26 protein-coding genes are annotated in these 25,516 nt (G+C 72.0%); 9 read left to right on the top strand and 17 right to left on the bottom strand.

What is annotated here, in order from left to right; all coding sequences use genetic code 11:
- Position 1 precedes the first annotated feature (1 nt).
- Complete coding sequence (locus RIU97_RS30660) at positions 2-1,627, bottom strand: cation acetate symporter (RefSeq protein WP_404960825.1); 1,626 nt, start codon at positions 1,625-1,627, stop codon at positions 2-4.
- Positions 1,624-1,989: a DUF485 domain-containing protein gene (locus tag RIU97_RS30655; RefSeq protein ID WP_404960824.1), complete on the bottom strand. Its 366-nt coding sequence runs from the start codon at positions 1,987-1,989 to the stop codon at positions 1,624-1,626. Before RIU97_RS30655 ends, RIU97_RS30660 begins: the two co-directional genes overlap by 4 nt.
- 257 nt (positions 1,990-2,246) lie before the next feature.
- On the opposite strand from RIU97_RS30655, the gene RIU97_RS30650 reads away from it, so the two are divergent.
- Complete coding sequence (locus tag RIU97_RS30650; protein ID WP_404960823.1) at positions 2,247-3,791, top strand: S8 family serine peptidase; 1,545 nt, start codon at positions 2,247-2,249, stop codon at positions 3,789-3,791.
- Between the two features lie 125 nt (positions 3,792-3,916).
- Here the strand turns inward: RIU97_RS30650 and RIU97_RS30645 are convergent, their stop codons facing one another.
- The 3 genes from RIU97_RS30645 to RIU97_RS30635 are packed head-to-tail and all read right to left on the bottom strand — an operon-like array spanning position 3,917 to position 6,742.
- Positions 3,917-4,960, bottom strand: a complete 1,044-nt coding sequence (locus RIU97_RS30645; RefSeq protein ID WP_404960822.1) for a zinc-dependent alcohol dehydrogenase family protein — start codon at positions 4,958-4,960, stop codon at positions 3,917-3,919.
- Positions 4,961-5,015: 55 nt separating this feature from the next.
- Positions 5,016-5,705: a lysoplasmalogenase gene (locus RIU97_RS30640; protein ID WP_404960821.1), complete on the bottom strand. Its 690-nt coding sequence runs from the start codon at positions 5,703-5,705 to the stop codon at positions 5,016-5,018.
- Positions 5,702-6,742, bottom strand: a complete 1,041-nt coding sequence (locus RIU97_RS30635; protein ID WP_404960820.1) for a sterol desaturase family protein — start codon at positions 6,740-6,742, stop codon at positions 5,702-5,704. Before RIU97_RS30635 ends, RIU97_RS30640 begins: the two co-directional genes overlap by 4 nt.
- Before the next feature lie 114 nt (positions 6,743-6,856).
- Between RIU97_RS30635 and RIU97_RS30630 the strand changes: the two genes are divergently transcribed.
- Positions 6,857-9,979, top strand: a complete 3,123-nt coding sequence (locus tag RIU97_RS30630) for an NACHT domain-containing protein (RefSeq protein ID WP_404960819.1) — start codon at positions 6,857-6,859, stop codon at positions 9,977-9,979.
- Between the two features lie 18 nt (positions 9,980-9,997).
- Here the strand turns inward: RIU97_RS30630 and RIU97_RS30625 are convergent, their stop codons facing one another.
- The 4 genes from RIU97_RS30625 to RIU97_RS30610 are packed head-to-tail and all read right to left on the bottom strand — an operon-like array spanning position 9,998 to position 14,221.
- Positions 9,998-11,224, bottom strand: coding sequence for an amidohydrolase family protein (locus tag RIU97_RS30625; RefSeq protein ID WP_404960818.1), 1,227 nt, complete (start codon positions 11,222-11,224; stop codon positions 9,998-10,000).
- The gene (locus RIU97_RS30620) at positions 11,224-12,513 is read right to left on the bottom strand and encodes an amidohydrolase family protein (RefSeq protein WP_404963006.1); all 1,290 of its coding nucleotides are present in this window, start codon (positions 12,511-12,513) and stop codon (positions 11,224-11,226) included. The genes RIU97_RS30625 and RIU97_RS30620 overlap by 1 nt, the downstream gene beginning before the upstream one ends.
- A gap of 24 nt (positions 12,514-12,537) precedes the next feature.
- On the bottom strand, positions 12,538-13,422 hold the full coding sequence (locus RIU97_RS30615; protein WP_404960817.1) for an SDR family NAD(P)-dependent oxidoreductase: 885 nt from the start codon (positions 13,420-13,422) through the stop codon (positions 12,538-12,540).
- Position 13,423: 1 nt separating this feature from the next.
- Positions 13,424-14,221, bottom strand: coding sequence for an acetoacetate decarboxylase family protein (locus tag RIU97_RS30610; protein WP_404960816.1), 798 nt, complete (start codon positions 14,219-14,221; stop codon positions 13,424-13,426).
- Between the two features lie 125 nt (positions 14,222-14,346).
- On the opposite strand from RIU97_RS30610, the gene RIU97_RS30605 reads away from it, so the two are divergent.
- From RIU97_RS30605 to RIU97_RS30585, 5 genes are all read left to right on the top strand, one after another.
- On the top strand, positions 14,347-14,970 hold the full coding sequence (locus RIU97_RS30605) for a TetR/AcrR family transcriptional regulator (RefSeq protein WP_404960815.1): 624 nt from the start codon (positions 14,347-14,349) through the stop codon (positions 14,968-14,970).
- Positions 14,971-15,217: 247 nt separating this feature from the next.
- Complete coding sequence (locus tag RIU97_RS30600; RefSeq protein WP_404960814.1) at positions 15,218-16,195, top strand: DEDDh family exonuclease; 978 nt, start codon at positions 15,218-15,220, stop codon at positions 16,193-16,195.
- A gap of 108 nt (positions 16,196-16,303) precedes the next feature.
- Positions 16,304-16,537 (top strand): hypothetical protein, encoded by a 234-nt coding sequence (locus RIU97_RS30595; RefSeq protein ID WP_327734824.1) that lies wholly within the window; start codon positions 16,304-16,306, stop codon positions 16,535-16,537.
- A 138-nt stretch (positions 16,538-16,675) separates the two neighbouring features.
- Positions 16,676-17,464 (top strand): SURF1 family protein, encoded by a 789-nt coding sequence (locus tag RIU97_RS30590; protein ID WP_404960813.1) that lies wholly within the window; start codon positions 16,676-16,678, stop codon positions 17,462-17,464.
- A 9-nt stretch (positions 17,465-17,473) separates the two neighbouring features.
- A complete protein-coding gene (locus RIU97_RS30585) occupies positions 17,474-18,229 on the top strand; it encodes an SDR family oxidoreductase (protein WP_404960812.1) in 756 nt (251 codons plus the stop codon).
- Between the two features lie 105 nt (positions 18,230-18,334).
- Here the strand turns inward: RIU97_RS30585 and amaP are convergent, their stop codons facing one another.
- The 8 genes from amaP to RIU97_RS30545 all read right to left on the bottom strand — a co-directional run bounded on the left by amaP (position 18,335) and on the right by RIU97_RS30545 (position 23,865).
- Positions 18,335-18,892: an alkaline shock response membrane anchor protein AmaP gene (gene amaP / locus RIU97_RS30580; RefSeq protein WP_404960811.1), complete on the bottom strand. Its 558-nt coding sequence runs from the start codon at positions 18,890-18,892 to the stop codon at positions 18,335-18,337.
- 5 nt (positions 18,893-18,897) lie between these two features.
- A complete protein-coding gene (locus tag RIU97_RS30575; RefSeq protein WP_404960810.1) occupies positions 18,898-19,452 on the bottom strand; it encodes a DUF6286 domain-containing protein in 555 nt (184 codons plus the stop codon).
- The gene (locus RIU97_RS30570) at positions 19,449-19,817 is read right to left on the bottom strand and encodes a hypothetical protein (RefSeq protein WP_404960809.1); all 369 of its coding nucleotides are present in this window, start codon (positions 19,815-19,817) and stop codon (positions 19,449-19,451) included. Before RIU97_RS30570 ends, RIU97_RS30575 begins: the two co-directional genes overlap by 4 nt.
- Before the next feature lie 7 nt (positions 19,818-19,824).
- Positions 19,825-20,010, bottom strand: a complete 186-nt coding sequence (locus tag RIU97_RS30565) for a hypothetical protein (RefSeq protein WP_404960808.1) — start codon at positions 20,008-20,010, stop codon at positions 19,825-19,827.
- A 16-nt stretch (positions 20,011-20,026) separates the two neighbouring features.
- Positions 20,027-20,464, bottom strand: a complete 438-nt coding sequence (locus RIU97_RS30560; protein WP_319731985.1) for an Asp23/Gls24 family envelope stress response protein — start codon at positions 20,462-20,464, stop codon at positions 20,027-20,029.
- 239 nt (positions 20,465-20,703) lie between these two features.
- Positions 20,704-21,483, bottom strand: a complete 780-nt coding sequence (locus RIU97_RS30555; protein ID WP_327413267.1) for an enoyl-CoA hydratase/isomerase family protein — start codon at positions 21,481-21,483, stop codon at positions 20,704-20,706.
- Positions 21,484-21,649: 166 nt separating this feature from the next.
- Positions 21,650-21,871, bottom strand: a complete 222-nt coding sequence (locus RIU97_RS30550; RefSeq protein ID WP_030010789.1) for a helix-turn-helix domain-containing protein — start codon at positions 21,869-21,871, stop codon at positions 21,650-21,652.
- 395 nt (positions 21,872-22,266) lie between these two features.
- Complete coding sequence (locus tag RIU97_RS30545; RefSeq protein WP_404960807.1) at positions 22,267-23,865, bottom strand: ABC-F family ATP-binding cassette domain-containing protein; 1,599 nt, start codon at positions 23,863-23,865, stop codon at positions 22,267-22,269.
- A gap of 290 nt (positions 23,866-24,155) precedes the next feature.
- Between RIU97_RS30545 and RIU97_RS30540 the strand changes: the two genes are divergently transcribed.
- Positions 24,156-25,046, top strand: a complete 891-nt coding sequence (locus tag RIU97_RS30540) for a neutral zinc metallopeptidase (protein ID WP_404960806.1) — start codon at positions 24,156-24,158, stop codon at positions 25,044-25,046.
- A 63-nt stretch (positions 25,047-25,109) separates the two neighbouring features.
- Positions 25,110-25,505 (top strand): VOC family protein, encoded by a 396-nt coding sequence (locus tag RIU97_RS30535; protein ID WP_404960805.1) that lies wholly within the window; start codon positions 25,110-25,112, stop codon positions 25,503-25,505.
- Positions 25,506-25,516 lie beyond the last annotated feature (11 nt).

Below are 25,516 nucleotides of genomic sequence, written 5' to 3'. Positions count from 1 at the left end.
GTCAGTGTGCCCCTGTTCCGGTGAGGGAGCGCACCTCCAGCTCGGCGAACTTCTGGGGGTCGGCCTTCTCCTTGGAGAGGACGGTTCCCAGCCAGCCCAGGAGGAAGCCGAGGGGGATCGAGATGATGCCCGGGTTCTCCAGCGGGAACCAGAAGAAGTCCGCGTCCTTGAACATCGAGGTGGGCTTGCCGGACACGACCGGGGAGAAGAGCACCAGGCCGACGGCCGAGATCAGGCCGCCGTAGATGGACCAGAGCGCGCCCTGGGTGGTGAAGCGCTTCCAGAAGAGGCTGTAGAGGATCGTCGGCAGGTTGGCGGAGGCGGCGACCGCGAAGGCGAGCGCGACCAGCCCGGCGACGTTGAGGTCGCGGGCCAGGGCCCCCAGGCCGATGGCGACGGCCCCGATGACGACCGTGGACCAGCGGGCGGCGCGCATTTCCTCCTTCTCGGTGGCCTTGCCCTTGCGGATCACGTTCACGTACAGGTCGTGCGCGAAGGACGAGGAGGAGGCGAGGGTGAGGCCCGCGACCACGGCGAGGATGGTGGCGAAGGCGACCGCGGAGATCACGGCGAGCAGAATCGCGCCGCCGGTGGAGTCGGGTCCTCCGCCGACCGCCTGGGCGAGCAGCGGCGCCGCCGTGTTGCCCGCCTTGTTGGACTTGATGATCTCGTCCCGGTCGAGCAGGGCCGCGGCCCCGAAACCGAGGGCGATGGTCATCAGGTAGAAGGCGCCGATGATGCCGATGGCCCAGTTCACGGACTTCCGCGCGGCCTTGGCGGTGGGCACCGTGTAGAAGCGGATCAGGATGTGCGGCAGGCCTGCGGTGCCCAGGACCAGGGCGATGCCGAGCGAGATGAAGTCCAGCTTCGAGGTCGAGTCCTTGCCGTACTTCATCCCCGGCTCGAGGAACTTCGCCCCCTGCCCGCTGTTCTCCGCGGCCTTGCCCAGCAGGTCGGAGATGTTGAAGTCGAACTTCACCAGCACCAGGAAGGTGATCAGGAGGGTGCCCGCGATGAGCAGGACCGCCTTGACCATCTGGACCCAGGTGGTGCCCTTCATGCCGCCGATGGTCACGTAGACGATCATCAGGACGCCGACCAGCGCGACGATGGCGACCTTGCCGCCGTCGCTGGTGATGCCCAGGAGCAGCGAGACGAGCACGCCGGCGCCGGCCATCTGGGCGAGCAGGTAGAAGATCGAGACCACGATGGTGGAGGTGCCGGCGGCGGTCCGGACGGGCCGCTGGCGCATCCGGTACGCGAGCACGTCGCCCATCGTGTAGCGGCCGGAGTTGCGCAGCGGCTCGGCGACGAGGAGCAGGGCGACCAGCCACGCCACGAGGAAGCCGATGGAGTAGAGGAAGCCGTCGTAGCCGAAGAGGGCGATGGCTCCGGCGATGCCGAGGAAGGACGCGGCGGACATGTAGTCGCCGGAGATGGCGAGGCCGTTCTGGAAGCCGGTGAACTGGCGGCCGCCCGCGTAGAAGTCGGCGGCGTCCTTGGTCTGGCGGCCGGCCCAGACGGTGATGATCAGGGTGGCGACGACGAACAGCCCGAACAGGGTGATGATCAGCGGGCGGTGCTCGGTGGCGCCCGCGGCCGTCGTCAGGTGGAGCGCGCTGCTCATTCCCCGGCCTCCATCCGCGCCTTGATGGCCTCGGCCTTGGGGTCGAGCCTGGTCGCGGCGTGCCGCGCGTACAGCCAGGCGATGAGGAAGGTCGTCGCGAACTGGGCGAGGCCGAGCACGAGGGCGACGTTGATGTTGCCGAAGAGCTTGGTCCCCATGAAGCCGCCCGCGTAGTTGGACAGCAGGACGTAGAGCAGGTACCAGGCGATGAAGGCCACGGTGAGCGGGAAGGCGAAGGAGCGGTAGGAGCTCCGCAGTTCGGCGAATTCGGCGCTCTGCTGGACGCTCGCGAAATCTTCGGCCGTGGGGCCCGCCAGTGGCGTTCCCGCGCTGCCCGGCGGCGGCGCTGCTTCGGTGGTCACGGGGGGATCTCCTTGTGACGCGGGTGCGGTGGGGACGACGGACAAAACAACCTCCGTGTGGGGGGCCGGTGGTGCCGAGCCCCCCTGTCAACGGCACGTGCGGCGTGTCGGGACGGTTCAACACCCATGGATTCTTCGGAAACCGATTTCTCGAACTGATGGCGTAGCAGGGAACGACAGCGCTAGGTTCACTTGTCATGGACCCGTCCGACGCGACCGCGTGCGGACGGTTTTTTCAAAGATGATCTGGAGAACCCATGGCTCATCTGGGACCCGTCCGCCGGCGCGCCCTCGCCGTGCCGGCCGGCCTGGCGCTCACCGCCTCGCTCGCCTTCCTGCCCTCGGTCCCGGCCTCCGCCGCGCCGCTGGGCAACACGGCGGACGCGGTGACGGCCGCGAAGCCCTCGACCTCCGGGCCCAAGCTGTCGTACGTGGCGAACCTGAACGCGTACGCCACGGTGAAGGCGGCGAAGAAGGCCGTCGAGCGGGCCGGCGGAACGGTGGTGACGGCCTATGAGCAGATCGGGGTCGTCGTCGCACATTCCCAGAACCCGGACTTCGCCAGGCAGCTGCGCGCCCAGCGCGGTCTGTTCGTGTCGGTCGGCGCCACCCGGACGGCCCCGATGCAGGCGGTGCAGACCACCGAGGAAGGCGCGACGCAGCGGTTGAGCGCGGCGGACGCCGACAAGGCCGCGGCGCAGGCCCAGGAGGGTCAGGAGCCGCTGGAGCCCAACCAGTGGGACCTGCGGACGATCAAGGCCGACGAGGCTCACAAGATCAACGATGGCAGCCGGAACGTCACCGTGGGCATCATCGACACGGGTGTCGACGACACCCACCCCGATCTCGCCCCGAACTTCTCCAAGGGCCAGTCGGCCAACTGCGTCGGCGGCGTCGCGGACACCACCGAGGGCGCCTGGCGCCCGTACGCCGACGGAAGCGACCACGGCACCCACGTGGCCGGCACCATCGGCGCCGCGCGCAACGGCCTCGGCATCAGCGGTGTCGCGCCCGGCGTGAAGATCGCCGCGATCAAGGTGAGCGAGCCCGGGACCGGCCTCTTCTACACCGAGGCGGTCGTCTGCGGCTTCATGTTCGCCGCCGAGAAGGGGATAGAGGTCACCAACAACAGCTACTACGTCGACCCGTACCTCTTCAACTGCAAGACGGACGACGACCAGAAGGCGCTGGTGGAGGCCATAGGCCGGGCCACCAAGTACGCCGAGCGCAAGGGCACCCTCCACGTGGCCTCGGCCGGCAACTCCGACCAGGACCTGGCGGCCGACTCCCTCGTCGACGAGAGCAGCCCGAACGACACCACCCCGGTGCCGCGGACCATCGACCCGAGCGTCTGCCTGGACCTGCCCACGCAGCTGCCGGGCGTGGTCACCGTCTCGGCGACCGGCGACAAGGGCCTGCGCTCGTACTACTCCAGCTACGGCCTCGGGGTCGTGGACGTCGCCGCCCCCGGCGGTGACAAGTGGCAGGTCCCGGCCACCCCGGACGCGAACGGGCGCGTGCTGTCGACCGTCCCGGGCGGCGGCTACGGCTACAAGCAGGGCACCTCGATGGCCGCCCCGCACGTCGCGGGCGTCGCGGCGCTGCTCAAGAGCGCCCACCCGTACGCCACGCCGTCGCAGCTGCAGGCGATGCTCAAGGCGCAGTCCACGAAGGCGGCCTGCCCGGCGCAGATCTACGACGCCACGGGCGCGCTGATCAATGCCACCACCTGCAAGGCCAAGTGGGGCCAGACCGGCTACTACGGCTACGGCGTGGTCGACGCGCTCAAGGCCGTCAAGTAGGGCGGTCGGCCGGCAGCGGCAGAGCGCGGGAACGAGGACGGGCCAGGCGGGGATCATCCCGCCCGGCCCGTCCGTTCATCCGGCCCGTCCGTTCATCCGGCCCGTCCGTTCATCCGGTCATCCGGTCAGGGCTTGATCAGCACCTTGAGCGCGGTGCGGTCGTCCATCGCGCGGTAGCCGTCCGGTACCTCGTCCAGGGACACGGCACGGTCGAAGACGGGCGCCGGGTCGATCGCGCCGCTGAGCACGTCCTCCAGCAGCTCCGGGATGTAGGCGCGGACGGGGGCGACGCCGCCGCGCAGGGTGATGTTGCGGTCGAACATGACGCCGAGGTCGAGGCCCGTGCCGCTGCCGTGCGGGACGCCGACGTAGCCGACGGCCCCGCCGTCGCGGGTGATGTTCACGGCGGTGCGCATGGACTGCTCGGTGCCGACCGCCTCGATGACGGCGTGGGCGCCCCGGCCGCCGGTGAGCTCGCGTACGGCCGCCTCGGCGGCCTCGCCGCGCTCGGCGACGACGTCGGTGGCCCCGAAGAGCCGGGCTACGTCCGTACGGACGGTGTGGCGGCCCAGTGCGATGATCCGCCCGGCGCCCAGGCGCTTGGCGGCGAGGACGCCGCACAGGCCGACCGCGCCGTCACCGACGACGGCGACCGTGGAGCCCGGGCGCACCCCCGCGCCCAGGGCGGCGTGGTGCCCGGTGCCCATGACGTCGGAGAGCGCGAGCAGCCCGGTGAGCAGGTGGTCGTCGGACACGGCCTCGGCGGGCAGCTTGACCAGGGTGCCGTCGGCGTGCGGGACGCGGACGGCCTCGCCCTGGCCGCCGTCGTGGCCGACCGAGCCCCAGAAACCGCCGTGGTCGCAGGAGGTGAACAGACCCTCCTTGCAGTACTCGCAGGTGCCGTCCGACCACATGAAGGGCGCGACGACCAGGTCGCCGGCGCGCAGGCCGGAGACGGCGGGGCCGGTCTCCTCGACGATGCCCAGGAACTCGTGGCCGATGCGCTGGCCGGGCTGGCGCTCGGCCTCGCCGCGGTAGGCCCACAGGTCGCTGCCGCAGATGCAGGCACGCAGGACGCGGACGACGGCGTCCTCGGGGCGCTGGATCGCAGCGTCGGGCACCTCCTCCACGCGGATGTCGTGCGGGGCGTGGATGACGGTGGCGCGCATGGTGGTGCAGTCCTCCGGCTCGGGATTGTTCAGTCTTGTACGACTGAGGACCGTCCTACGGTACGCCTGCTTCCCGGGTGGTTGTCGAACCGGTGGCCAGGAGGTACTGGGCGGCCAGATAGGTGGCCATGATCCAGAAGTCCGGGCGGGGCAGTTGGGGCCATTCGGCGACGCCCGAGGCGATGAGGGTGTCGGAGAGCAGGAACAGCGTCCCGCCGATCCCGGCCCGCAGGCCGAGGGCGCTGGAGCGGAACGCCATGGCGGTGAGCAGCAGGCTGTAGCCGGCGACCGGGATCCGCAGATCGGCCGGCAGGTCGGACCAGAGCAGGGCGACGGTCCCGAGGAGGGCGAGCGTGTACGCGCCCCCGAGCAGCGGGTTCGCGGGCCGCTTGCCGAAGAGGACGAGGTAGCAGACGTGCCCGACGGCGAAGGAGCCCATGCCGACGAGGAAGGCGGCCTCGGCGTCGAAGAGCAGGGCCAGGTCACCGCCCCAGCCGAACAGCAGGGCGGCGACCAGCAGCCGGGGCGCGCCGCGCGTGATCACGCAGGTGACGAGCAGCGGCATCAGCAGCGGCTTGGCGATGAGGTGCCCGAGGTGCCAGTCGGCCAGCAGCGACCCGAGGTCGACGGCGGTGGCCGCGGCGAAGGCCGCGAGGGCGCAGCGGCCGAGGCGGTCCCGGCCGGCGGGCGCGCGGCCGGCGGCCCAGGAGGGGGCGGGGCGTTCCGGGGACGGTGCGGTGCTCACGCGGTGGTCTCCCGTACGGGGGTCCGGGCGTCGGCGGCGGCGTCCACGGCGGGCACTCCGGCGGGGGCGTGGGCTTCGGCCGGGGCTTCGGCCGGGGCGGGGGCTTCGGCCGGGGCGGGGGCGGGGGCTTCGGCCGGGGCGGGGGCCGGGGCTTCGGCCGGGGCGGGGGCCGGGGCTTCGGCCGGGGCTTCGGCCACGGCGACAGGGGCGGCGGGCTGCCATCCGGGTCCGCGGAAGACCCGTCCGGCGCGCTCGCGCCAGTTCGCGGCGGCCCGCACGTCCCGCGCGATGGCCGCGTACTCGTGGGTGGCCACGCGCAGCGGGTTGTGGGTATCGATGTTCTTGGTGAGCCCGTAGACGGGCCGCTCCGTCTCCCCCACCCAGGAGCCGAACATCCGGTCCCAGACGATCAGGATCCCGCCGAAGTTCCGGTCCAGGTATCCGCCCTGCGAGGCGTGGTGGACGCGGTGGTGGGAGGGGGTGTTGAAGACGTACTCGTAGGCGCGGGGCAGCTTCCCGATGCGCTCGGTGTGGACCCAGAACTGGTAGAGGAGGTTGAGTCCGTAGCAGAACGGGATCGCCGCCGGGTGCACGCCCAGGGCCACCATCGGCAGGTAGAACCACCAGGTGGTGGCGCTGGTCCAGGGCTGGCGCAGGGCGGTGGTGAGGTTGAACCGCCGACTGCTGTGGTGGACCACGTGGCAGGCCCACAGGATGCGGATGACGTGGTGGAGCCGGTGCTGCCAGTAGTAGAGGAAGTCCTGGGCGAGCAGCATCAGCAGGGCGGTCCACCACAGGAACGGCACCCGCAGCGGGGTGAGTTCGTAGACCGCGGTGAAGACGGCGACGACGGGGATCTTCCACAGCAGGTCGAACCCGATGCTGCCGAGCCCCATGGTGATGCTCGTGGCCGCGTCCTTGGTGTCGTACCCGGCCGCGTCGTCGTCGGGATGGATCCGGTAGCTCACCACCTCCAGGACGGTGAGCAGCACGAAGGCCGGTATGGACCACAGCACGACATCGGGCAGGTTCGGCATGAGCGCACCATAGAGGCGCCCTCGGGGGCTCCGCTAGGGGTTGTTACCGATCGGTATCCGACCGGGTTACCGCAGGTTCGCGAGATGATGTCCAGCCGAGGGGGAGGCTGCGGAATGACGGGTATCGAGACGGTTCTCTTACGGGTCGCGGGCACGGCGGCGAGCACCCTGCTGAAGTCCCTCCTGGCCCGCGCCCCCGGGGCGGGCCTGACGACCGACCCGGCCCGCCCGGCGCCGGCCTGGCGCAAACCGGCGGCGGAGCTGGGGCCCGCGGAGGTCCGGCGCCTGACCGACATCCTGGCGGCCCGCATGGGCCCGGCCTGCGCGGCGCTCCCGGAGCCCGAACGACTGGCGGCACTGGACGCGGTCGGCGACGCCTTCGCGGCCCTGGGCCCGCTGGAGGCGGACGCCCTGTTCGCCGCGGACCTCGACCCGGAGGTCCTCGCCGCGACCCTGCCGCCTCCCCCGCCGGGCCTGAGCCAGGGCGCGCAGGCGCTCTGCCGGCGGCTGTCCCGGCTGTGCTGCGAGCACGCGGTGGAGTACGCGACGACCCTGCCGGGCTTCGGGGCCCGGGCGGACGTGGAGCTGGTCCGGCGGACCGGGAAGCTGACGCGCTCCGTGGAACGGCTGGAACGGCTCGACCGGGGCGCGGAGGGGGCCGCGTACGCCTTCGAGGAGCGGTACGCCCGGTACATGGCCGAGGAGCACGGACGCCTCCAGCTCTTCGGCGTCACGCTCGGCCAGTCGCGCCAGGACTGGCCCCTGGACCTGGCCTACATCAGCCTCGCCGTGAGCGCGGAGACGTCGGCGCTGGACTCCTACGGCTTCTCCCACTCCACGCAGGGCAAGCAGGTGCGGATCGAGCAGACCCTGTCGGTGTCGGAGCGGATCCTGCTGCGCGGAGCCGCCGGTTCCGGCAAGAGCACCGTGGTGCAGTGGCTGGCGCTCAACGCGGCCCGGCGCACCTTCGGCCCCGGGCTCGAATCGTGGAACCTGCTGGTCCCCTTCGTCCTGCGGCTGCGTTCCTTCACCTCGGCCAAGTCCTTGCCGATGCCCGGCGAGTTCCTGTCGGCGGCGGGAGTGCCGCTCCCGGCGCCCGAGGGCTGGGTGGAGGGGCTCCTCGGGAGCGGCCGCGCGCTGATCCTCGTGGACGGCGTGGACGAGGTGCCGCTGCGGCTGCGCAAGCGGACGGAGGCCTGGCTCCGGTCGCTGATCACCGCCTATCCGCAGGCGCGGTACGTGGTCACGACGCGCCCGTCGGCGGTCCCGGAGGACTGGCTCTCGCGGCAGGACTTCACCCACTACTCCCTCCTCCCCATGGAACGGGAGGACATCCGCGCGTTCATCGCGCAATGGCACGCCTCGGCCCGGGCGGAGTGCTCCACCGAGGAGGAGAGGGCGCAGCTGCACTCGTACGCCGGGTCCCTGATGAGCGCGGTGGGGACCCGCCGCGACCTGAGCCGGCTGGCGACCAATCCCCTCATGTGCGCGTTGCTCTGCGCCCTCAACCGCGACCGCCGCATGCATCTGCCCCGCGCCCGCAAGGAGTTGTACGACGCGGCGCTCGAAATGCTCCTGGTCCGCCGTGACACGGAACGCGAGATCAGCGCGGTCGAGGGGGTCTACCTCACCCGTGACGAGCAGATCCTGCTGCTCCAGCGGTTCGCGTACTGGCTGATCCGCAACGGGCAGGCGGAGACCTCGATCGGGGAGGTGGTGGGGCTGGTCGACGGGTGGCTGGAGCTGATGCCGCAGGTGCGCGCCCAGGGCACCGCCGAGCAGGTCGTCACGCACCTGCTGATCCGGTCCGGACTGCTGCGCGAGCCCACCAAGGGTTCGGTGACCTTCGTGCACCGCACCTTCCAGGACTACCTCGGGGCGAAGGCCGCGGTGGAGGCGAGGGACTTCGGCGTACTGGTCCGCCACACGCACGACGACACGTGGGACGACGTCGTACGCATGGCCGTCGGGCACGCGCGTTCGGACGAACGGGCGGAGATCCTGCGGCGCGTGCTCGACCGCGCCGCCCAGGAACCCGACCTGGACAACCGGCTCGTGCTGCTCGCGGCGACCTGCCTCGAACACTCCCCCGAGCTGGCCCCCGACGTGCGGCACGAGATCGAGACGCGCGCGGCGCAGCTCGTCCCTCCGCGCACGTTCAACGAGGCGGAGGAGCTGGCGCGGGCCGGCGGGCTGACGCTGGAGCTGCTCCCCGGTCCGGACGAGGTGACGGAGCCCGAGGCGGCCGCCGTGATCCGGACGGCGGCGCTGATCGGAGGCGCGCACGCGCTGCAGGTCATCGGCCGGTTCCGGGACGACGTCCGGCTCGGGGTGATGGCCGAACTCAACGGTTCCTGGGGAAGGTTCAAGGCCCAGGACTACGCGGACACGGTGCTCTCCGGCTCCTCCCTGACCCAGGGGTTCCTGAACGTGCGCACGGCGCGGCAGCTCGCCGCCCTGCCGAGACTGCGGCACATCCTGCGGCTGCGCCTGACCGGGGACCACCAGCTCACCGACGAGGTCGTCCTACGGGAGAACCTGCTCGGGCTGCAGCTGTCCGACAACGGCGCCCTCGCCGACCTCGCACCGCTCCGGGCGCCGGCCCGGCTCGAATACCTCAGCCTCGAATCGTGCCGGTCGCTCTTCGACCTGTCGCCGCTCTGCGGGACGGCGGTGCAGCGGCTCTTCCTCACCCGGATGCCCGGGCGCCTGGCCCTGGAGCCGCTGCGGGACCTGCACCGGCTCACGCTGCTGGGTCTCGACTCGGCCTGGGGGCACCGGTCCGTGGGCACGCTGCCGGCCCCCGAGGGGCTCACCGGTCTGTGGCTGGTGAGCGGGGGCTGTCTCCTCGACCTCGACGGTCTCGACCGGTGGCCCCGGCTGTCCTCGCTGACGGTCTCGGGCAACCGGCAGGCCGGCCGGCTCGCGAAGCTGCCCTACGACCTTCCCCTCTCCTTCCTGCAGGTGACGAGCGCTTCGGAGCTGGACCTCACGGCCTTCACCCGGTACCGGGGACTGCGCGAGCTGTTCCTGGCCGGCTGCTCGCTCGCTTCGGGGCTGGAGGCGCTGGCGGAGCTGCCCGAGCTCGCCACGCTGACGTTGAGCGCGTGCGACGGGCCGCTGGACCTCGCTCCCCTCGCCGGGCTGGAGAAGCTGCAGGTCGTGGTCCACCGGGACACCCCGGTGCGGGGGACGCACGCACTGGCGCCGACGCAGCTCACCTATGCCGGAGCGTGAGCCGCGTCGGCCGCAGCGCTACCAGACCCGGACCGAGCCCCCCTTGGCGAAGGCCGGGCTGGTGGCTTCCGGTGGGACCTTCGTCAGGGGTTCGGCGATCTCCGAGACCAGCGGGCCGTGTTCAGCGGCGAGCGCGTCCAGGAGGGTCAGGTCGAAGCCGTAGACGCGGGCCGCGTTGCCGCCGGCCATCGCCGCCACCTCCGCGCGCGGGAGGCCCGCGTAGGCGATGCGGAGGCCTTCGCGGGAGAAGGGGGTGGTGCCCTCGTCGTGCGGGTAGTCGCTGCCCCACATGATCTTGTCGAGGCCGATCCGGTCCCGGAGCGGGACCTCGTGGGGGCGCATGAAGCTGGCCCCCACGAAGCAGTTCTCCCGCCAGACCTCGCTCGGGCCGCTGCCCATCGACTCCGCGAGGCCCGCCCCGAACTTGGCCTCGGCCGTGGCCGAGGCCGCGACCAGGCGGCCGTGGTAGTAGTCCAGCATCTCCAGCACGCCGGGGATCCAGCCGGATCCCTGCTCCGTCAGGACCAGCTTGAGGCCCGGATGGCGGCGGAAGGCCCCGCCGAAGATGAGGTGCCACAGGGCGCGGTGCGAGAACCAGGTGGTCTCCACCATGAAGACCGCGCGGGCGGCCGGTTCGTCGCCCAGCGGCGGGGACGCCGAGCCGCCGTGGTGGTTGACCGGGACGTCCAGCTCGTCGCACACCGCCCAGATCGGGTCGTACGCGGCCGAGTAGAGCTCCGGGACCGTGGATCCGGGCGGGACGCCGGGCAGCAGGATGCCGCCCGTGAGGCCCGCCTCCTTCGTGCGGCGGATCTCCTTCACCGCCGCGTCCACGTCGTTGAGGAGGATCTGCACCACGCCCGCGCGCCGGCCCGGCGCGTCCGCGCAGAAGTCCGCGAGCCAGCGGTTGTGGGCCTGGAGCCCGGCCCAGCGCATCTCGTACTCGGCGGCCGTGGGCGGCTGCGCCATCAGGGAGGCCTTGGGGAAGAACGGCGGGATGGTGTTCGGGAAGACGACCTCGGCGACGATGCCGTCCGCCTCCAGCTCGGACAGCCGGCGCCGGGAGTTCCAGTTGCGGTCCGCCGTGTCCGCGAGGAGGTCCTCGTACGGGTTCACGTAGGTGGCGGCCCAGACGTCGAAGTCGTCGTGGTACCGCTTCTCCAGGTACGGCTTGTAGTCCAGCAGGTCGGCGCCCGCGTGGCAGTCCGCCGAGATGACCGTGTAGCGGTCCGGGTTCCCCGTCATCACGAGACCCCCAGTACCGGGAAGTCGCCGCCCGTGAGCCAGTGGCGGCCGGTCTCGCGGGAGCGGGCCCAGGAGGCCGCCACCGCCGCCTGGTCCGGGGACTGGCCCAGCTCGGCCGGGGTGGGGCCGATCCGGCGGGCGACGGGAGCGAGTTTCTCCGTGTCGAAGCCGAAGACCTCGGCCGCCGCGAGGCCGAGCATCCGGCGGGTCTCGTCGACGGGGATGTCGTGGAAGGTCCTGCGCAGCCAGTTCCGGGTGTCGGGCCAGGTGCCTTCCGGGTGCGGGAAGTCCGAGCCCCACAGGATGTTGTCCACGCCGATCTCGTAGCGCTGGGCCAGTTCGCGCCGCTTGGTGTTCGTCGCGCAGACGAAGACCTGCCGGTCCAGGTACTCGCTCGGCGGCCGTTTCAGCTCCTCGAACGGGGAGAGCTTCTTGCCGCCGTGCGCGCCGAGGTAGAGACGGTCCATGAACCACAGCTGGTTCGGCAGCCACCAGCATCCCGATTCCGCCACGCCGAACCTGAGGCCGGGGTGACGCTCGAAGACCCCCGACCAGAGCAGGAACCACAGCGGGCGGGCCGGCCACCAGGTGACCTCGGAGACGAAGATGCCCAGGTGGTCGCCGTACTCGTGGCGCGGCGAGGACCCGGAGTGGGTGACGATCGGCATCCGCGTCTCGGCCGCCGCCGCCCACACGGGGTCGTAGCGGCGGTCGTGGTAGGGCGCCTTGTCCACCCACATGGCGGGGATCATCAGCGCGCCCAGTCCGGACTCCTTGGCCCGGTGGATCTCGGCGACGACCTTCGACGGTTCGCCCGTGATGGGGAGCAGGGCGACCCCGCAGTGGCGCTCGGGATTCTCCGAGACGAACTCCGCCAGCCAGCGGTTGTGCGCCTGGGCGCCCGCCATGCCGAGCTCGGGGTCCTGGTCGCCGGAGAGGCCGAGGCCCACTCCGAAGGGGGCCGCGGTCTGGCTGTCGACGGCGTCCGCGTCGGGGAAGACGACCTCGGCGGCCACGCCGTCGCCGTCGAGTTCCTTCAGCCGCTGCCCCGTGTCCCAGCCGCCCCTCAGGCCTTCCTCGTGGTCGTGGAACCACTTCTCGGCGAAGGCCTCGTTGCGGACGCCCAGCCGGGTGGCCTCCACGCGGCGGGCGTCGCGCTCGCCGAGGAACTCGTCGAACTGGGGGTGGAAGCGGGAATCGAGGTAGGGCCGGTACCGCTCCGTGGGCAGGCCCGCGTGGCAGTCGGAGGAGATGATCAGGTACGGGTCTTCGTACGGTGTGTCACTCACGATGTCACTCACGACGAACGCCCCTCAGTCGAGGATGAAGCTTTCCAGGTAGGCGGGGTTGGCCCGGTCGAGCATCGACTGCGACCGGGCGCGGATCTGCCGGTCGCTGTGCTCGCCGGCCGGGAGCATCCAGAAGCGGTCGGCGCGGAGGCCGTCGAGGACGTGCTCGGCGACCTCCTCGACGGGGGTGAAGTTCACCTCGTGACCGGCCTGCTTCATCGCCGCCTCGTACTGGTCGAGGCTGCGGTACGGGGACTTGCGCGGCCGCTCCTTCGCGTACCGCTGGGGCCGGTTGCGGTGCGACTCCCACAGCCCGGTGCGCAGCATGTGCGGGCCGGGGAAGAGGACGGAGGCCCCGACGGCGGCGCCCTCCGCCTTGAGGTGGGCGTAGAGCGACTCGGTCATGGTGACCACGGCCGCCTTGGTGACGGCGTAGACCGAGGCGGTGGGCAGGGGGGCGATGCCGCCGTCGCCGGAGGAGGTGTTGACGACGTGGCCGGGCGCGCCGCCCGCGATCATGCGGGGGACGAAGGCCTGGATGCCGTGGAAGACGCCCCACACGTTGACGGAGAAGGCCCATTTCCAGTCGTTGGGCTCGTGTTCCCACATCCGGCCCTCGGCGCCGGAGCCGACGCCCGCGTTGTTGCACAGCACGTGCACGGCGCCGAAGGTCTCGTACGCCGCCTCGGCCAGCGCGGTCACGGAGTCGCGGTCGCTGACGTCGACGATGCGCGCGAGCACCTGGGCCCCGTCCGCGGTGAGCTCGTCGGCGGCCTTGCGCAGGGCGCCCTCCTCCACGTCGGCGAGGACCACCTTCAGTCCCTCGGCGGCGAAGCGGCGGGCCATCGCGAGGCCGATGCCACTGGCGGCTCCGGTGACGACGGCCACCTGTCCGGGTTCGATGCGCATGTCAGACACTGCCTTCCGGAGGGCCGTCGAGGATCTGCATCGGGTCGTCGTAGCGCTGGTGGATGTACGGGAGCAGGGCCTGGGCGCTGACCCGCTCGACGACCCGGCCCTTCTGGTCGGTGGTCTTCTCGCCGATGGTGATCTCCACGATCCGGCGGACCGGCAGGTCGGCTATGGGGTCGAACATCGACTCGCGCAGGACGATGTCCCCGGTGATGTGCTCCAGCTTGCGGACCTTCTCGTTGCGCGTGCAGTGCACGAGGACCGGGTCGGCGTCGAAGCCCGAACCGTCCACGGCGGGCAGGAACTTGAAGTAGAAGTCGGTCTTCTGGGTGGGCTCGGGCAGCGGCAGGGCCCGGTCCACCGCTCCGCGCACCTCGACGAAGGCGATGCCGTGCCGGGCGAGGGCGGCCCGGACGACGAGGCCGTCGCGCTCGACGGTGACCTCGCCCAGCTTCTTCGGCTCGCCGAAGACCTCGCGGCCGCCGATCAGGGCGCGCTCGTGGGTCATCGGCATGACCAGCGGATACCAGCCCTCGACCCCGCCGTGCTGGGCGGCGACGGCCACCGAGCCTGCGCCCAGCGGATAGCCGGGCAGGTCGACCTTGCTGATGTTGGCCCGTACGAGGGGCCGGTCGGCCGGCTTGAGGGGTGGCGGCAGGACCGCCGCCACGACGTCGGGGTCGCTCTCCCAGACGGCCACCACACCGGTGGACCAGATGTCGGGGAGCTTGGAACTCTTCTCGCGCGACGCCGCGATCTCGGCCTCTGTCCGCGCTCCGTACCGTACGCGTGCCATGTCTCGCACCATCCCTCGGCTCGGGGGGAGTCGGTCCTGTAACACAGTTACACCGCCGCCGATGAAGGGTAAAGACCCGTGCACGCACCAGAACTGACGCTCCGACAGATCGGCGGCCCGCAGACATGGCCAGATCAGCGCTGACCCGTGACGAGGTGCTGGACGCCGCCGCGTCCCTGGTCAAGCAGCACGGTCCGGCCGCCCTCACCATGCGCAAGCTCGCCGCCGAACTGGGCACCGCGGTGACGTCCATCTACTGGCACGTCGGCAACCGCGAATCGCTGCTCGACGCCCTCGTGCGGCGGACCGTGGAGGACATGGGCGCGATCAGGCCCGTCGGCCGCACCCCCGCCGACCGCATCCTGTCGGTGGCCCGGACCCTGCGCCGCGAGCTGCGCGAGCGCCCGCACCTGATCGCGATGGTCCACGAGCGCGGGCTCACCGAGCGGATGTTCCTGCCCGCGCAGCAGGCGCTCGTCCACGAGGTGCACGCCGCGGGACTGCGCGGCGCCCGGGCGGCCGACGCGGTGCGCGCGATCCAGTTCCAGATCGTCGGCTTCCTGCTCGTCGAGCGCAACCGCGAGCGCTCCCCCGCGCAGTCCCCGGCCGAGAGCGAGCTCTGGGACCCGGCCGCGGCCCCCCACGACCCGGCCCTCGCCCGCGCCCTGGCCCGCCCGGCGGACCCGGAGCGGCTGTTCCTGCTGTCCGTACGGGCCCTCGTGCGCGCCCTGCTCGCGCCGGGCGGATAGGCACTTGGCCCGGCGCCCGCCTCCGTGACGGGACCCGCGGACGGACGTCCACCGGGGAAACGGGTGTTCCCCGCGCTGGTGCAGCGAGCACGGCCCCGCACGGGGCTTCGGGGACGGCCTTCCGGCTGTTCCCCGGGCCCGCCGAACCGGCAGGCGCCTTCGCCCTCGTGAGCGCCGGCGAACCGGTCTCGGAACCGGGCAGAGGAGGCATCGCGGCCACGGCTGTCAGTCGGGGCCGATATCCTCTGTGACCATGCTCGACGACCGTACGACCGCAGAGACGACGTGGCCGACCGCGTACCCACAGGGGTACGCGGTCGTCGACGTGGAGACGACCGGGCTCGCCCGCGACGACCGGATAGTCTCCGCCGCCGTCTACCGGCTCGACGCGCAGGGCAATGTCGAGGACCACTGGTACACCCTGGTCAACCCGCAGCGGGATCCGGGACCGGTGTGGATCCACGGTCTGACGAGCGAGGTGCTCGCCGGAGCACCGCTCTTCAAGGACATCGCCGAGGAGTTCGCGGGCCGGCTCGAGGACCGGGTGCTGGTCGCGCACAACGCCATCTTCGACTGGCAGATGATCGCCCGGGAGTACGCGCGGGCCGCAGAGACCGCGCCGGTCCGTCAGCGGCTGTGCACCATCGCCCTGTCGAAGGAACTGAACCTCCCGCTGCCCAACCACAAGCTGGAGTCGCTCGCCGCGCACTTCGGCGTGGTCCAGCAGCGCGCCCACCACGCGCTCGACGACGCCCGGGTGCTGGCGGAGGCGTTCCGGCCCTCGCTGCACGCGGCCGCGCAGGGCGGCGTACGGCTGCCCCTGCTGGAATGCCGGCCGCTGACGGAGTGGTCGGACTCGGCCGTCGCCCCGCGCGTGGGGTACCAGTCCTCGTACCGGGGCGGCGGCTGGCGGCCCTCGCGCAAGCGGCCGCCGTGCCCGCACCCGAATCCGGGGCGCTACGAGGACGGCGAGCCGCTGAAGCAGGGCATGCGGATCGCCTTCTCCGGTGACACCTCGGTGGAGCGGGAGCTGCTGGAGGACCGCGCGGTCGAGGCGGGGCTGCACATCGCGACGAGCGTGTCGCGGCTCACCAGCCTCCTGGTGACGAACGACCCCGACTCGGCGACGTCGAAGACGGTCAAGGCGAAGTCATTCGGCACGCCGGTCGTCGACGAGGCCGCCTTCACCCAGCTGCTGCGGGACGTGGCCCCGGCGGAGTCCTGAGCCCGAGGGCCGGGACCGGGAAGTGCCGTTGCGCCGGCCGGGTGCAGGCGCGGCGACTCACCCTGCTGGATCTTGTTCCGGCCCCTCCCCGTGCGCAGCATTCGGCGCATGGCACGTTGTGAGGTCTGCGGAAACGACTACGGCATGTCCTTCGAGGTTCATGCACAAGGCGCGATTCACGTCTTCGACTGCTTCTCCTGCGCCATCCACCGCATGGCGCCCGTCTGCGAGCACTGCCGGGTCTCGATCATCGGGCAGGGCGTCGAAGTCGCGGGGCAGTGGTTCTGCGGGGCGCACTGCGCCCGCGCCGAGGGGAAGGTGGGCATCGTCGACCGCGTCTGAGTCCCCCGTCCCACTCCTCGTCCTACTCCTCGTCCTACTCCTCGTCCCTCCCTTCGTCCCTCCCCCGATCCCGTACCCGTGACCCCGGACGGCCACCCGGCCGCCGGGGTCTTCCGCGCTGGGGGTACCGTCGTGGGCGTGTACCGCTTTGTGCTGACCCGGCAGTGGGTGTGCCTCACCCTGATCGCCCTCGCCCTCATCCCCGTGATGATCAAGCTGGGGTTCTGGCAGTACCACCGCCATGAGCACCGGGTCGCGCAGAACCAGCTGATCGAGGCGAACCTGCGGGCGAAGCCGGTCCCCGTGACCGAGGTCACCTCCCCCGGCCACCGGGTCCCCCGCGCGGACTTCTGGCGGGCGGTCACCGCAGCCGGCACGTACGACACCGGGCACGAGGTCGTCGTACGGATGCGCACCGACAACGACGACAAGGTCGGCTTCCACGTCCTGACCCCGCTGGTCCTCTCCGACGGCCGGGTGGTCCTGGTCAACCGGGGCTGGGTGCAGGGCGGCGACGACCCCCGCGCCTACCCGCCGGTGCCGGCCGCGCCCGCGGGCGAGGTCACCGTCACCGGCCGGCTGAAGGCCGACGAGACGAGCGGCGGCAGCGGCATCAAGGACCGCAAGGGCCTGCCGGACCGCCAGGTCATGCTGATCAACAGCGCGCAGCAGGCGGAGTACCTGGGCCGGCCGGTGCTCGGCGGGTACCTGGAGCTCACCGCTCCGTCCCCCGAGGCCGGCCCCGAGACCGTCGCCGATCCCGACCACGACTCGATCGGCCCCCACATGGCGTACGCCGTCCAGTGGTGGCTGTTCACCGCCGCGGTGCCGGTGGGCTGGGTGGTCCTCGTACGGCGGGAGAAGCGCGACCGCGAGGAAGCGGCGGCCAAAGCCGAAGCCACCGAACAGGAGCCCGCGACGGCGTAGCGTGTCGGCATGGATCTTGGACTGAAGGACCGTGTCTACATCGTCACCGGGGCCACGCGCGGCCTCGGCTTCGCCTCCGCCCGGGAACTGACCGCCGACGGCGCGAAGGTCCTCGTGACGGGCCGGGACGAGAAGCGGGCGGCCGACGCCGCCGCCGCGCTCGGCCCGAACGCCGTGGGCGTGGCGGCCGACAACTCCGACCCGGCGGTGGCCGGGCGGCTCGTCGCCGGCGCGCGCGAGCGCTTCGGCCGCCTCGACGGCATCCTCATCAGCGTCGGCGGCCCGGCCCCCGGTTTCGCGGCCGACAACACCGACGAACAGTGGTCGGCGGCCTTCGAGTCGGTCTTCCTGGGCGCGGTCCGCCTCGCGCGGGCGGCGGCGGCCGAGCTGGGCGAGGGCGGGGTCATCGGCTTCGTCCTGTCGGGCTCGGTCCACGAACCGATCCCCGGACTGACCATCTCCAACGGCCTGCGCCCCGGCCTGGCGGGCTTCGCGAAGTCCCTCTCGGTGGAGCTCGGCCCGCGCGGGATCCGGGTCGTCGGCCTGCTCCCGGCGCGCATCGACACCGACCGCGTGCGGGAGCTCGACGCGCTGGGCGGTGACGCGGACGCGGCCCGCGCCGGGAACGAGTCCCGCATCCCGCTGCGGCGCTACGGCGCCCCGGAGGAGTTCGGCCGCACGGCGGCCTTCCTGCTGTCCCCGGCGGCCTCGTACCTGACGGGCATCATGCTCCCGGTCGACGGCGGCTCCCGCCACGGCTTCTGACCCGCCATGAGGCATTTCAGCTCCGTCGGCGACTGAGGCGCGTGGTGCGGAGCGCCGCAGGAGTCCGGTCCGGAGCCCCGCCGCCGGAGCCCCGCCCCGTCCGGGCTACGTGACCCGCTGCGCCCGGTGCGACGTCACCGACAGGCGGGCCTCCGTCGGGAGATCGGCGAGGCCCGCCGAGGTACGGGCGTGGGTGAGGACCGTGCCCGCCACAGCGGCGAGCGTGTCGGCGGGGACCGCGTGGGGTTCCAGTTCCAGCGCGACCCGCAGCGCGGGCGACCCGCGCCGCCCGCGCAGCACCACCCGGCAGCCGGCGACCCCGTCCAGCGCGCCCGCCTCCGCGGCCACCGCCTCCTCCAGGGCGCGCCCGCGCAGCAGGGCGAAGGCTCCGTCCCCGGTGTCCACGACCACCGCGGGCAGCCGGGGCCGCCGCAGCTGGGACAGCAGCCACCACAACGCGAGCAGCACGACCACCACGAGCCCGGCGAGCACCGCCCACCACCACCAGCCGTCGGCGTGCCAGTACCGGTGCCTGGCCTCGGCCGTCAGCAGCGGCGCGTGCCGTCCGTGCAGCGGCCGCGTGCCCGTCAGCAGCACGGCCCCGGCCGCCAGCAGGACCGCCCCGGCCACCGCCAGCAGGATCCGGTTCACCGTCCCGAGCATCCCGCTCACCTCCTGACCCGTACGCGCGGCTGCGGCGGGTGCGCGAGGCCCAGTTCCGCGACTCCGACGGCGAGTACGGCGTCCAGGTCGGCCCGTACGTCGTCCAGCTCGCGGAAGTGCGAGGTGGCCCGCACCCCGATGCGGGACCGGCCCACCTTGACCCGGACCGAGCGCACCCCGGACACCTCCATGGCCCGGTCCCGCAGGACCTGCGCGGCGTCCTTGCGGCCGAGGCCGGCCCGTACCGCGGCGTCCTGGCCGGGCGTCCGCATGGTCAGGATCCGGCGGAGCCCGGGGGTGAGCGCCAGCAGCAGGAGGACCGCCCCGGCCACGGCCAGGGCCCCGCCGGTCACCTGCACCGACAGGTCGGCCGGGGTCCGCGTCTGGAGCCAGTGGGCGAGGTCGCGGCGCCAGCTCATGGCGGGCCGGCCGGACCGTACGGCGGCCAGGTCGTACAGGAACAGCACCGCCACTCCCAGCCCGGCCAGGGCGGTGAGCGCGGCGGGCACCCTCCGGGCGGAGCGGAACCGGTGGGCGCGGCCGGAGCCGGGGGCCGTCACCGCAGCCGCCGGTCCCGCCCGGCGGCGGTCCGGGTGTGGGTGGAGTGCAGGTGCTCGACGTCGATGTCCACCTCGGGCACGGACATCTGCGCGTACTCCTCGACGCGGAGGGCGACCCGGGCGCGTACGGCGGCGCACTGGGCGGCCAGGTCGGAGGGGTAGTCGAGCTCCAGGCTCACCCGTACCCGTGCGATGTCGTGGTGCACGGTGACGGTGGCGTGCGGGGGCGCGCCCGAGGGGGCTGCAAGGGCCTCCCTCGCGGCCTGGGCCGCGATCTTGGCGACGACCCGGTCGGCGATGAGGGTGGACCCGCGGTCGGCGGCGGCCACCCGTGGCGGGGTGGCCCGGGGCTGGGTCGTGCTCATCGGCCCCTCACCCGCGCCGGTCGTCACGGCGGCGGAACAGGTCTCCGGCGTCCAGGTCCCCGTCGAGGAAGCGTCCTGCGACGAATCCGAGGGCGCCGAGGGCCGCCACCAGGAGGAAGGCGCCGAAACCGCCGAAGTATCCGGCGAACGCCAGGGCCATTCCGGCGAACAGGCCGGCGATCTCCATGCTCATTGCGGGCTCCTCTCGGCTACTGGAGACGGGACTCCGGCTCCTCGTCGGGCTCGTCCGGCAGCTTGACGTCGCTGACGGCGATGTTGACCTCGACGACCTCCAGGCCGGTCATGCGCTCGACCGCCGAGATGACGTTCTCACGGACCGCCCGTGCCACGTCGCGGATCGACACGCCGTAGTCGACGACGATCTCCAGGTCGAGGGCGGTCTGGACCTCGCCGACCTCCGCCTTGACGCCGCGGCTGACGGAGGCCTTCTGGCCGCCGGGCACGCGGTCGCGGACGGCGCCGAAGGTACGGGAGAGGGCGGTGCCGCTGCCCATGGCGTGTACGCCGACCACCTCGCGGGCGGCCAGCCCAGCGATCTTCTCGACCACGCCGTCGGAGATGCTCGTGCGTCCCCGGTCGCCGGGTTCCTTGGCGGAGCCACCGCGGCCTGATGCGGATTCGGTCATGGCGTGCCCTTTCGCGCGTGCGGAGTCGGACTCACTCCGCACCACGTTAAGCGCGCAGCCGCGCGCGCGCCCCAGGACTGCGACGCTCGGCCGGAACCTGTTCACGGGCTCCGACCGTACCTGGGGCTCCGCCCCGGACCCTCCCCCAGACTCCGTCCGGGGGGACCCCACGCCTCAAGCGCCGGCGGGGCTGGATCTGGCCGGCGTTCGAGGCACTGGGGCACTTCCCAGCTACTGCGCTAGTCCGAAAGCCCCGCCAGGTCCCGCAGGCGGCGGGCCTGGGCGGCGCGCTCGGCGGCGCGCTGGTCGTCGTACGGGCGGGAGTGCGCGGCGCGCAGGAGCGCCTTGGTCTCGATCACGGCGTCGCGGGGCGGAGCCAGCAGCGCGGTGGTGAGGTCCTGGACGGCGGCGTCGAGCTCGTCGGCCGGGACGACCAGGTTGGCGAGGCCGACCCGCTCCGCTTCCTCGGCATGCACGAAGCGGCCCGTCGCGCAGATCTCCAGCGCGCGGGCGTAGCCGACCAGGGAGGTCAGGGGCTGGGTTCCGGCCAGGTCGGGGACCAGGCCCAGGCTGGTCTCGCGCATGGCGAACTGCACGTCGTCCGCGACCACGCGCAGATCGCACGCGAGCGCGAGCTGGAAGCCGGCGCCGATCGCGTGCCCCTGCACGGCGGCGACGGAGATGATGTCGTTACGCCTCCACCAGGTGAAAGCCTCCTGGTACTCGGCGATCGTGGAGTCGAGCAGTTCGTCCGATCCACGTGCCAGATCGAGGAAGGACGGCTCGCCCTCGAAGCCTTCGGGGGTGAATGCCTGCCGGTCGAGCCCGGCGGAGAAGGACTGGCCCTCACCGCGCAGCACGACGACCCGGACGGTGCCCGGCAACGACCTCCCGGCCTCGGCCAAAGCCCGCCAGAGCGCGGGGGATTGGGCATTTCGCTTGGCCGGATTGGTCAGTGTCACCGTGGCGACCGTGTCGTCGACGGTGAGTCGTACGCCGTCCTTGTCGAGCAGAGCCATCTGTGTATGCCTCCGGTGTGCAGTCGGCCGCAAGCCCGGCCTAAGTGACTGCACAGTAACCACCCAGCCGACCGGAGGGCCGACCGGGGGTCACCGAAGGAACCGTCGGAACATGTGAGCTTTGAGCCGTTGGAGCCTTGGAGCGTTGGAACCGATGGGACCAGGGTCAGGCCGTAGCCGCCTTCTTGCCCCGCGTCGCGCCACCGCGACCGCGCAGCGAAACCCCGGACTCACTGAGCATCCGGTGGACGAATCCGTAGGACCGGCCGGTCTCTTCGGCCAGCGCCCGGATACTCGCACCGGAGTCGTACTTCTTCTTCAGGTCTGCCGCGAGCTTGTCGCGCGCGGCGCCGGTTACCCGGCTGCCCTTCTTCAGAGTCTCGGCCACCCGTGCCTCCTCATGGGAAGTGCGCTCTGGACTTCTCATGATCACCCCTCCCACGCTTCCTGGCCACCCATTCAGCAAGGTCGGTACGGCGGCATTTCTCAAGCCGTGGACACCCGAGCAGAACGGAATCTTCTCTTCCGCCGCATGACTTCCGTCACACTTCGCCGCTCCCACCGGGAATCGCCAGGTCAGAGGCGGGGCGGCGGAAAACGAACGGCCCCGGTCGCGCACCTTCGCTGGTGCGGCCGGGGCCGTCGTACGACGCGCAACGGTACGAGACCGTCTCACTCAGATGATGGATCACCCCTGAGCCGAATGATCCATAAGGAACTGGATCAGGGCCGGAGCGGCCCCGGACCGGGGCCGACCAGGGGCCGGGCGGGGCCCTGTCCGGGTCAGGCGAGCGCCACCAGGTCCCGGTAGTCCGGGCCCCACAGGTCCTCGACGCCGTCCGGGAGCAGGATGATCCGCTCCGGCTCCAGCGCCTCGACGGCGCCCTCGTCGTGCGTGACGAGGATGACCGCGCCCTTGTACGTGCGCAGGGCGCCCAGGATCTCCTCGCGGCTGGCCGGGTCGAGGTTGTTCGTGGGCTCGTCGAGCAGCAGCACGTTCGCCGAGGAGACGACCAGCGTGGCCAGGGCCAGGCGGGTCTTCTCACCGCCGGAGAGCACCCCGGCGGGCTTGTCCACGTCGTCCCCGGAGAACAGGAAGGAACCGAGCGTCTTGCGTACGGCGACCAGGTCCAGGTCGGGCGCGGAGGAGCGCATGTTCTCCAGGACCGTGCGGTCCGGGTCCAGGGTCTCGTGCTCCTGGGCGTAGTAGCCGAGCTTGAGGCCGTGGCCGGGGACGACCGTGCCCGTGTCCGGCTTCTCGGTGCCCGACAGCAGGCGCAGCAGGGTGGTCTTGCCGGCGCCGTTGAGGCCGAGGATGACGACGCGGGAGCCCTTGTCGATGGCCAGGTCGACGTCGGTGAAGATTTCCAGCGAGCCGTAGGACTTGGAGAGGCCCTCGGCGGTCAGCGGGGTCTTCCCGCAGGGAGCCGGGTCCGGGAAGCGCAGCTTGGCGACCTTGTCGGAGACGCGCACGGCGTCCAGGCCGGCGAGCAGCCGGTCGGCGCGCTTGGCCATGTTCTGCGCGGCGACGGTCTTGGTGGCCTTGGCGCGCATCTTGTCGGCCTGCGAGTTCAGGGCCGCGGCCTTCTTCTCGGCGTTCTGGCGCTCGCGCTTGCGGCGCTTCTCGTCGGCCTCGCGCTGCTGCTGGTAGAGCTTCCAGCCCATGTTGTAGACGTCGATCTGGGCGCGGTTGGCGTCCAGGTAGAAGACCTTGTTGACGACGGTCTCGACCAGGTCGACATCGTGGGAGATCACGATGAAGCCGCCGCGGTAGTTCTTCAGGTAGTCCCGCAGCCAGACGATGGAGTCGGCGTCGAGGTGGTTGGTGGGCTCGTCGAGGAGCAGGGTGTCGGCGTCCGAGAAGAGGATCCGGGCGAGCTCGACGCGGCGGCGCTGGCCACCGGAGAGGGTGTGCAGCGGCTGGCCGAGCACCCGGTCGGGCAGGCTGAGCGCCGCGGAGATCGTGGCGGCCTCGGACTCGGCGGCGTACCCGCCCTTGGTGAGGAACTCGGTCTCCTGGCGCTCGTACTGCTTGAGCGCCTTCTCACGGGTGGCGCCGGCGCCGGTGGCGATGCGCTCCTCGTTGGCGCGCATCTTCTTGATCAGTACGTCGAGTCCGCGCGCGGACAGGATCCGGTCGCGGGCCAGGACGTCGAGGTCGCCGGTGCGCGGGTCCTGCGGGAGGTAGCCGACCTCGCCCGAGCGGGCGATGGAGCCGGCGGCGGGCTGTCCCTCGCCCGCGAGGCACTTGGTGAGGGTGGTCTTGCCCGCTCCGTTGCGGCCGACCAGGCCGATGCGGTCGCCCTTGGCGACGCGGAAGGAGGCGGACTCGATGAGGATGCGGGCGCCGGCGCGCAGCTCGACGCCGGTGGCGGTGATCACGGAAATACTCCAGGGCGGGTCGGGACGGCGGAAGGGGGGCAGGACGCGATGCTTCGACGCCGCTAATCCGCGAGGAGATTTGCCATGGGAGACATTCTACCGGGGGTGTGCAACTGGTTTCCGGGCGCGGGCCGGGCCGCCCGGCGGGCGGGAGCCGCCGCTCCGTGTCCCCCGTCCGGCCCAGGGATCCCGCGGAGGGCCGGGGCGCGTACCGGGAGGAATGGGTCGATACTCGCCGCAGGGGCGGCCGCGCGGCCCACCTGGTCCCACGAAGAGAGGGCGGTGCGGGGATGCAGTTCGACGACAACGCCAACCTGGACACCTCCGAGGTCAAGGATGTGCGTGGCAGCCGCATCCCCGGCGGGAGGGCCACGGTCGGCGGCGGCCTCGTCGGCATCATCGCGCTCGTCCTGGGCCTGCTCTTCGGTGTGGGTCCGGAGGAGCTGGGACTGTCCTCGGGGGACCAGGAGCCGGGTCCGGCCGCGTCCTCCGTCAACGAGGTGCAGCAGGAGTGCCGGACGGGGCAGGACGCGAACGCGCGGGAGGACTGCCGGCTGGTCGCGGTGGTCAACAGCACCCAGGACTTCTGGAGGCAGGAGTTCGCCCGGCGCGGCGGCCAGTACAGCCCGGCGTCGACGGTGTTCTTCACCGGCCGGGCGAACACGGCCTGCGGGACCGCGACCTCGGCGGTGGGCCCCTTCTACTGCCCCGCCGACCGTCAGGTCTATCTGGACCTGGGCTTCTTCAACGAGCTGCGGACGAAGTTCGGCGCGAGCGGCGGCCCCTTCGCCCAGGCCTACGTCGTCGCCCACGAGTACGGGCACCACATCCAGAACCTGCTCGGGACGCTCCAGCGCTCCCAGGACGGCCGGCAGGGGGCGAACAGCAACGCGGTCAAGGTCGAGCTGCAGGCCGACTGCTACGCGGGGGTGTGGGCGCACAACGCGACGCGCACCCCGGACGAGTCCACCGGGCGGCCGCTGATCACCAACCTGACCGACCAGGACATCAGGGACGGGCTGGACGCGGCGGCCGCGGTCGGCGACGACCGGATCCAGGAGAAGTTCCAGGGCCGGGTGACCCCGGAGTCCTGGACGCACGGCTCGGCCGAGCAGCGCCAGCAGTGGTTCTATCAGGGCTACCGCACGGGCGACATGGCCCAGTGCAACACCTTCCGCTGACTGTCGCCGCCGCCTGCCATGCTGGTGTGACGCGGGTCACCGTCACGAGAGGGAGTGATCGTCATGGCAGGCGTTCCGTCCATCTGTCCCACGCTGGTCTACCGCGACGCGAAGGCGGCCATCAGGCTGCTGACCGAGGCCTTCGGGTTCAGCCAGGTCGCGGTGTACGAGGGTGAGGACGGCTCGGTGGTGCACGCGGAGCTGGCCTACGGCAACGGTGTGGTGATGCTGGGCAGCGAGGGCACCGGCGGGGTCTTCGACAAGGCCATGGAGGGCGCGGGTCCCTCGGGCATCTATGTCGTGGTCGACGACGTGGACGCCCACCACCGGCGGGCCGCCGAGCACGGGGTGGAGATCGTGATGGAACCCAAGGACCAGGACTACGGCTCGCGCGACTACATGGCCCGGGACGCCGAGGGCAACATCTGGAGCTTCGGCACGTACGCGCCGCAGGTCTGAGACCCGCGGCG

It is taken from the genome of Streptomyces sp. 147326 (genome assembly GCF_045000215.1).
Classification (GTDB): Bacteria; Actinomycetota; Actinomycetes; order Streptomycetales; family Streptomycetaceae; genus Streptomyces.
This window is presented reverse-complemented; position numbering and strand designations above follow the sequence as displayed.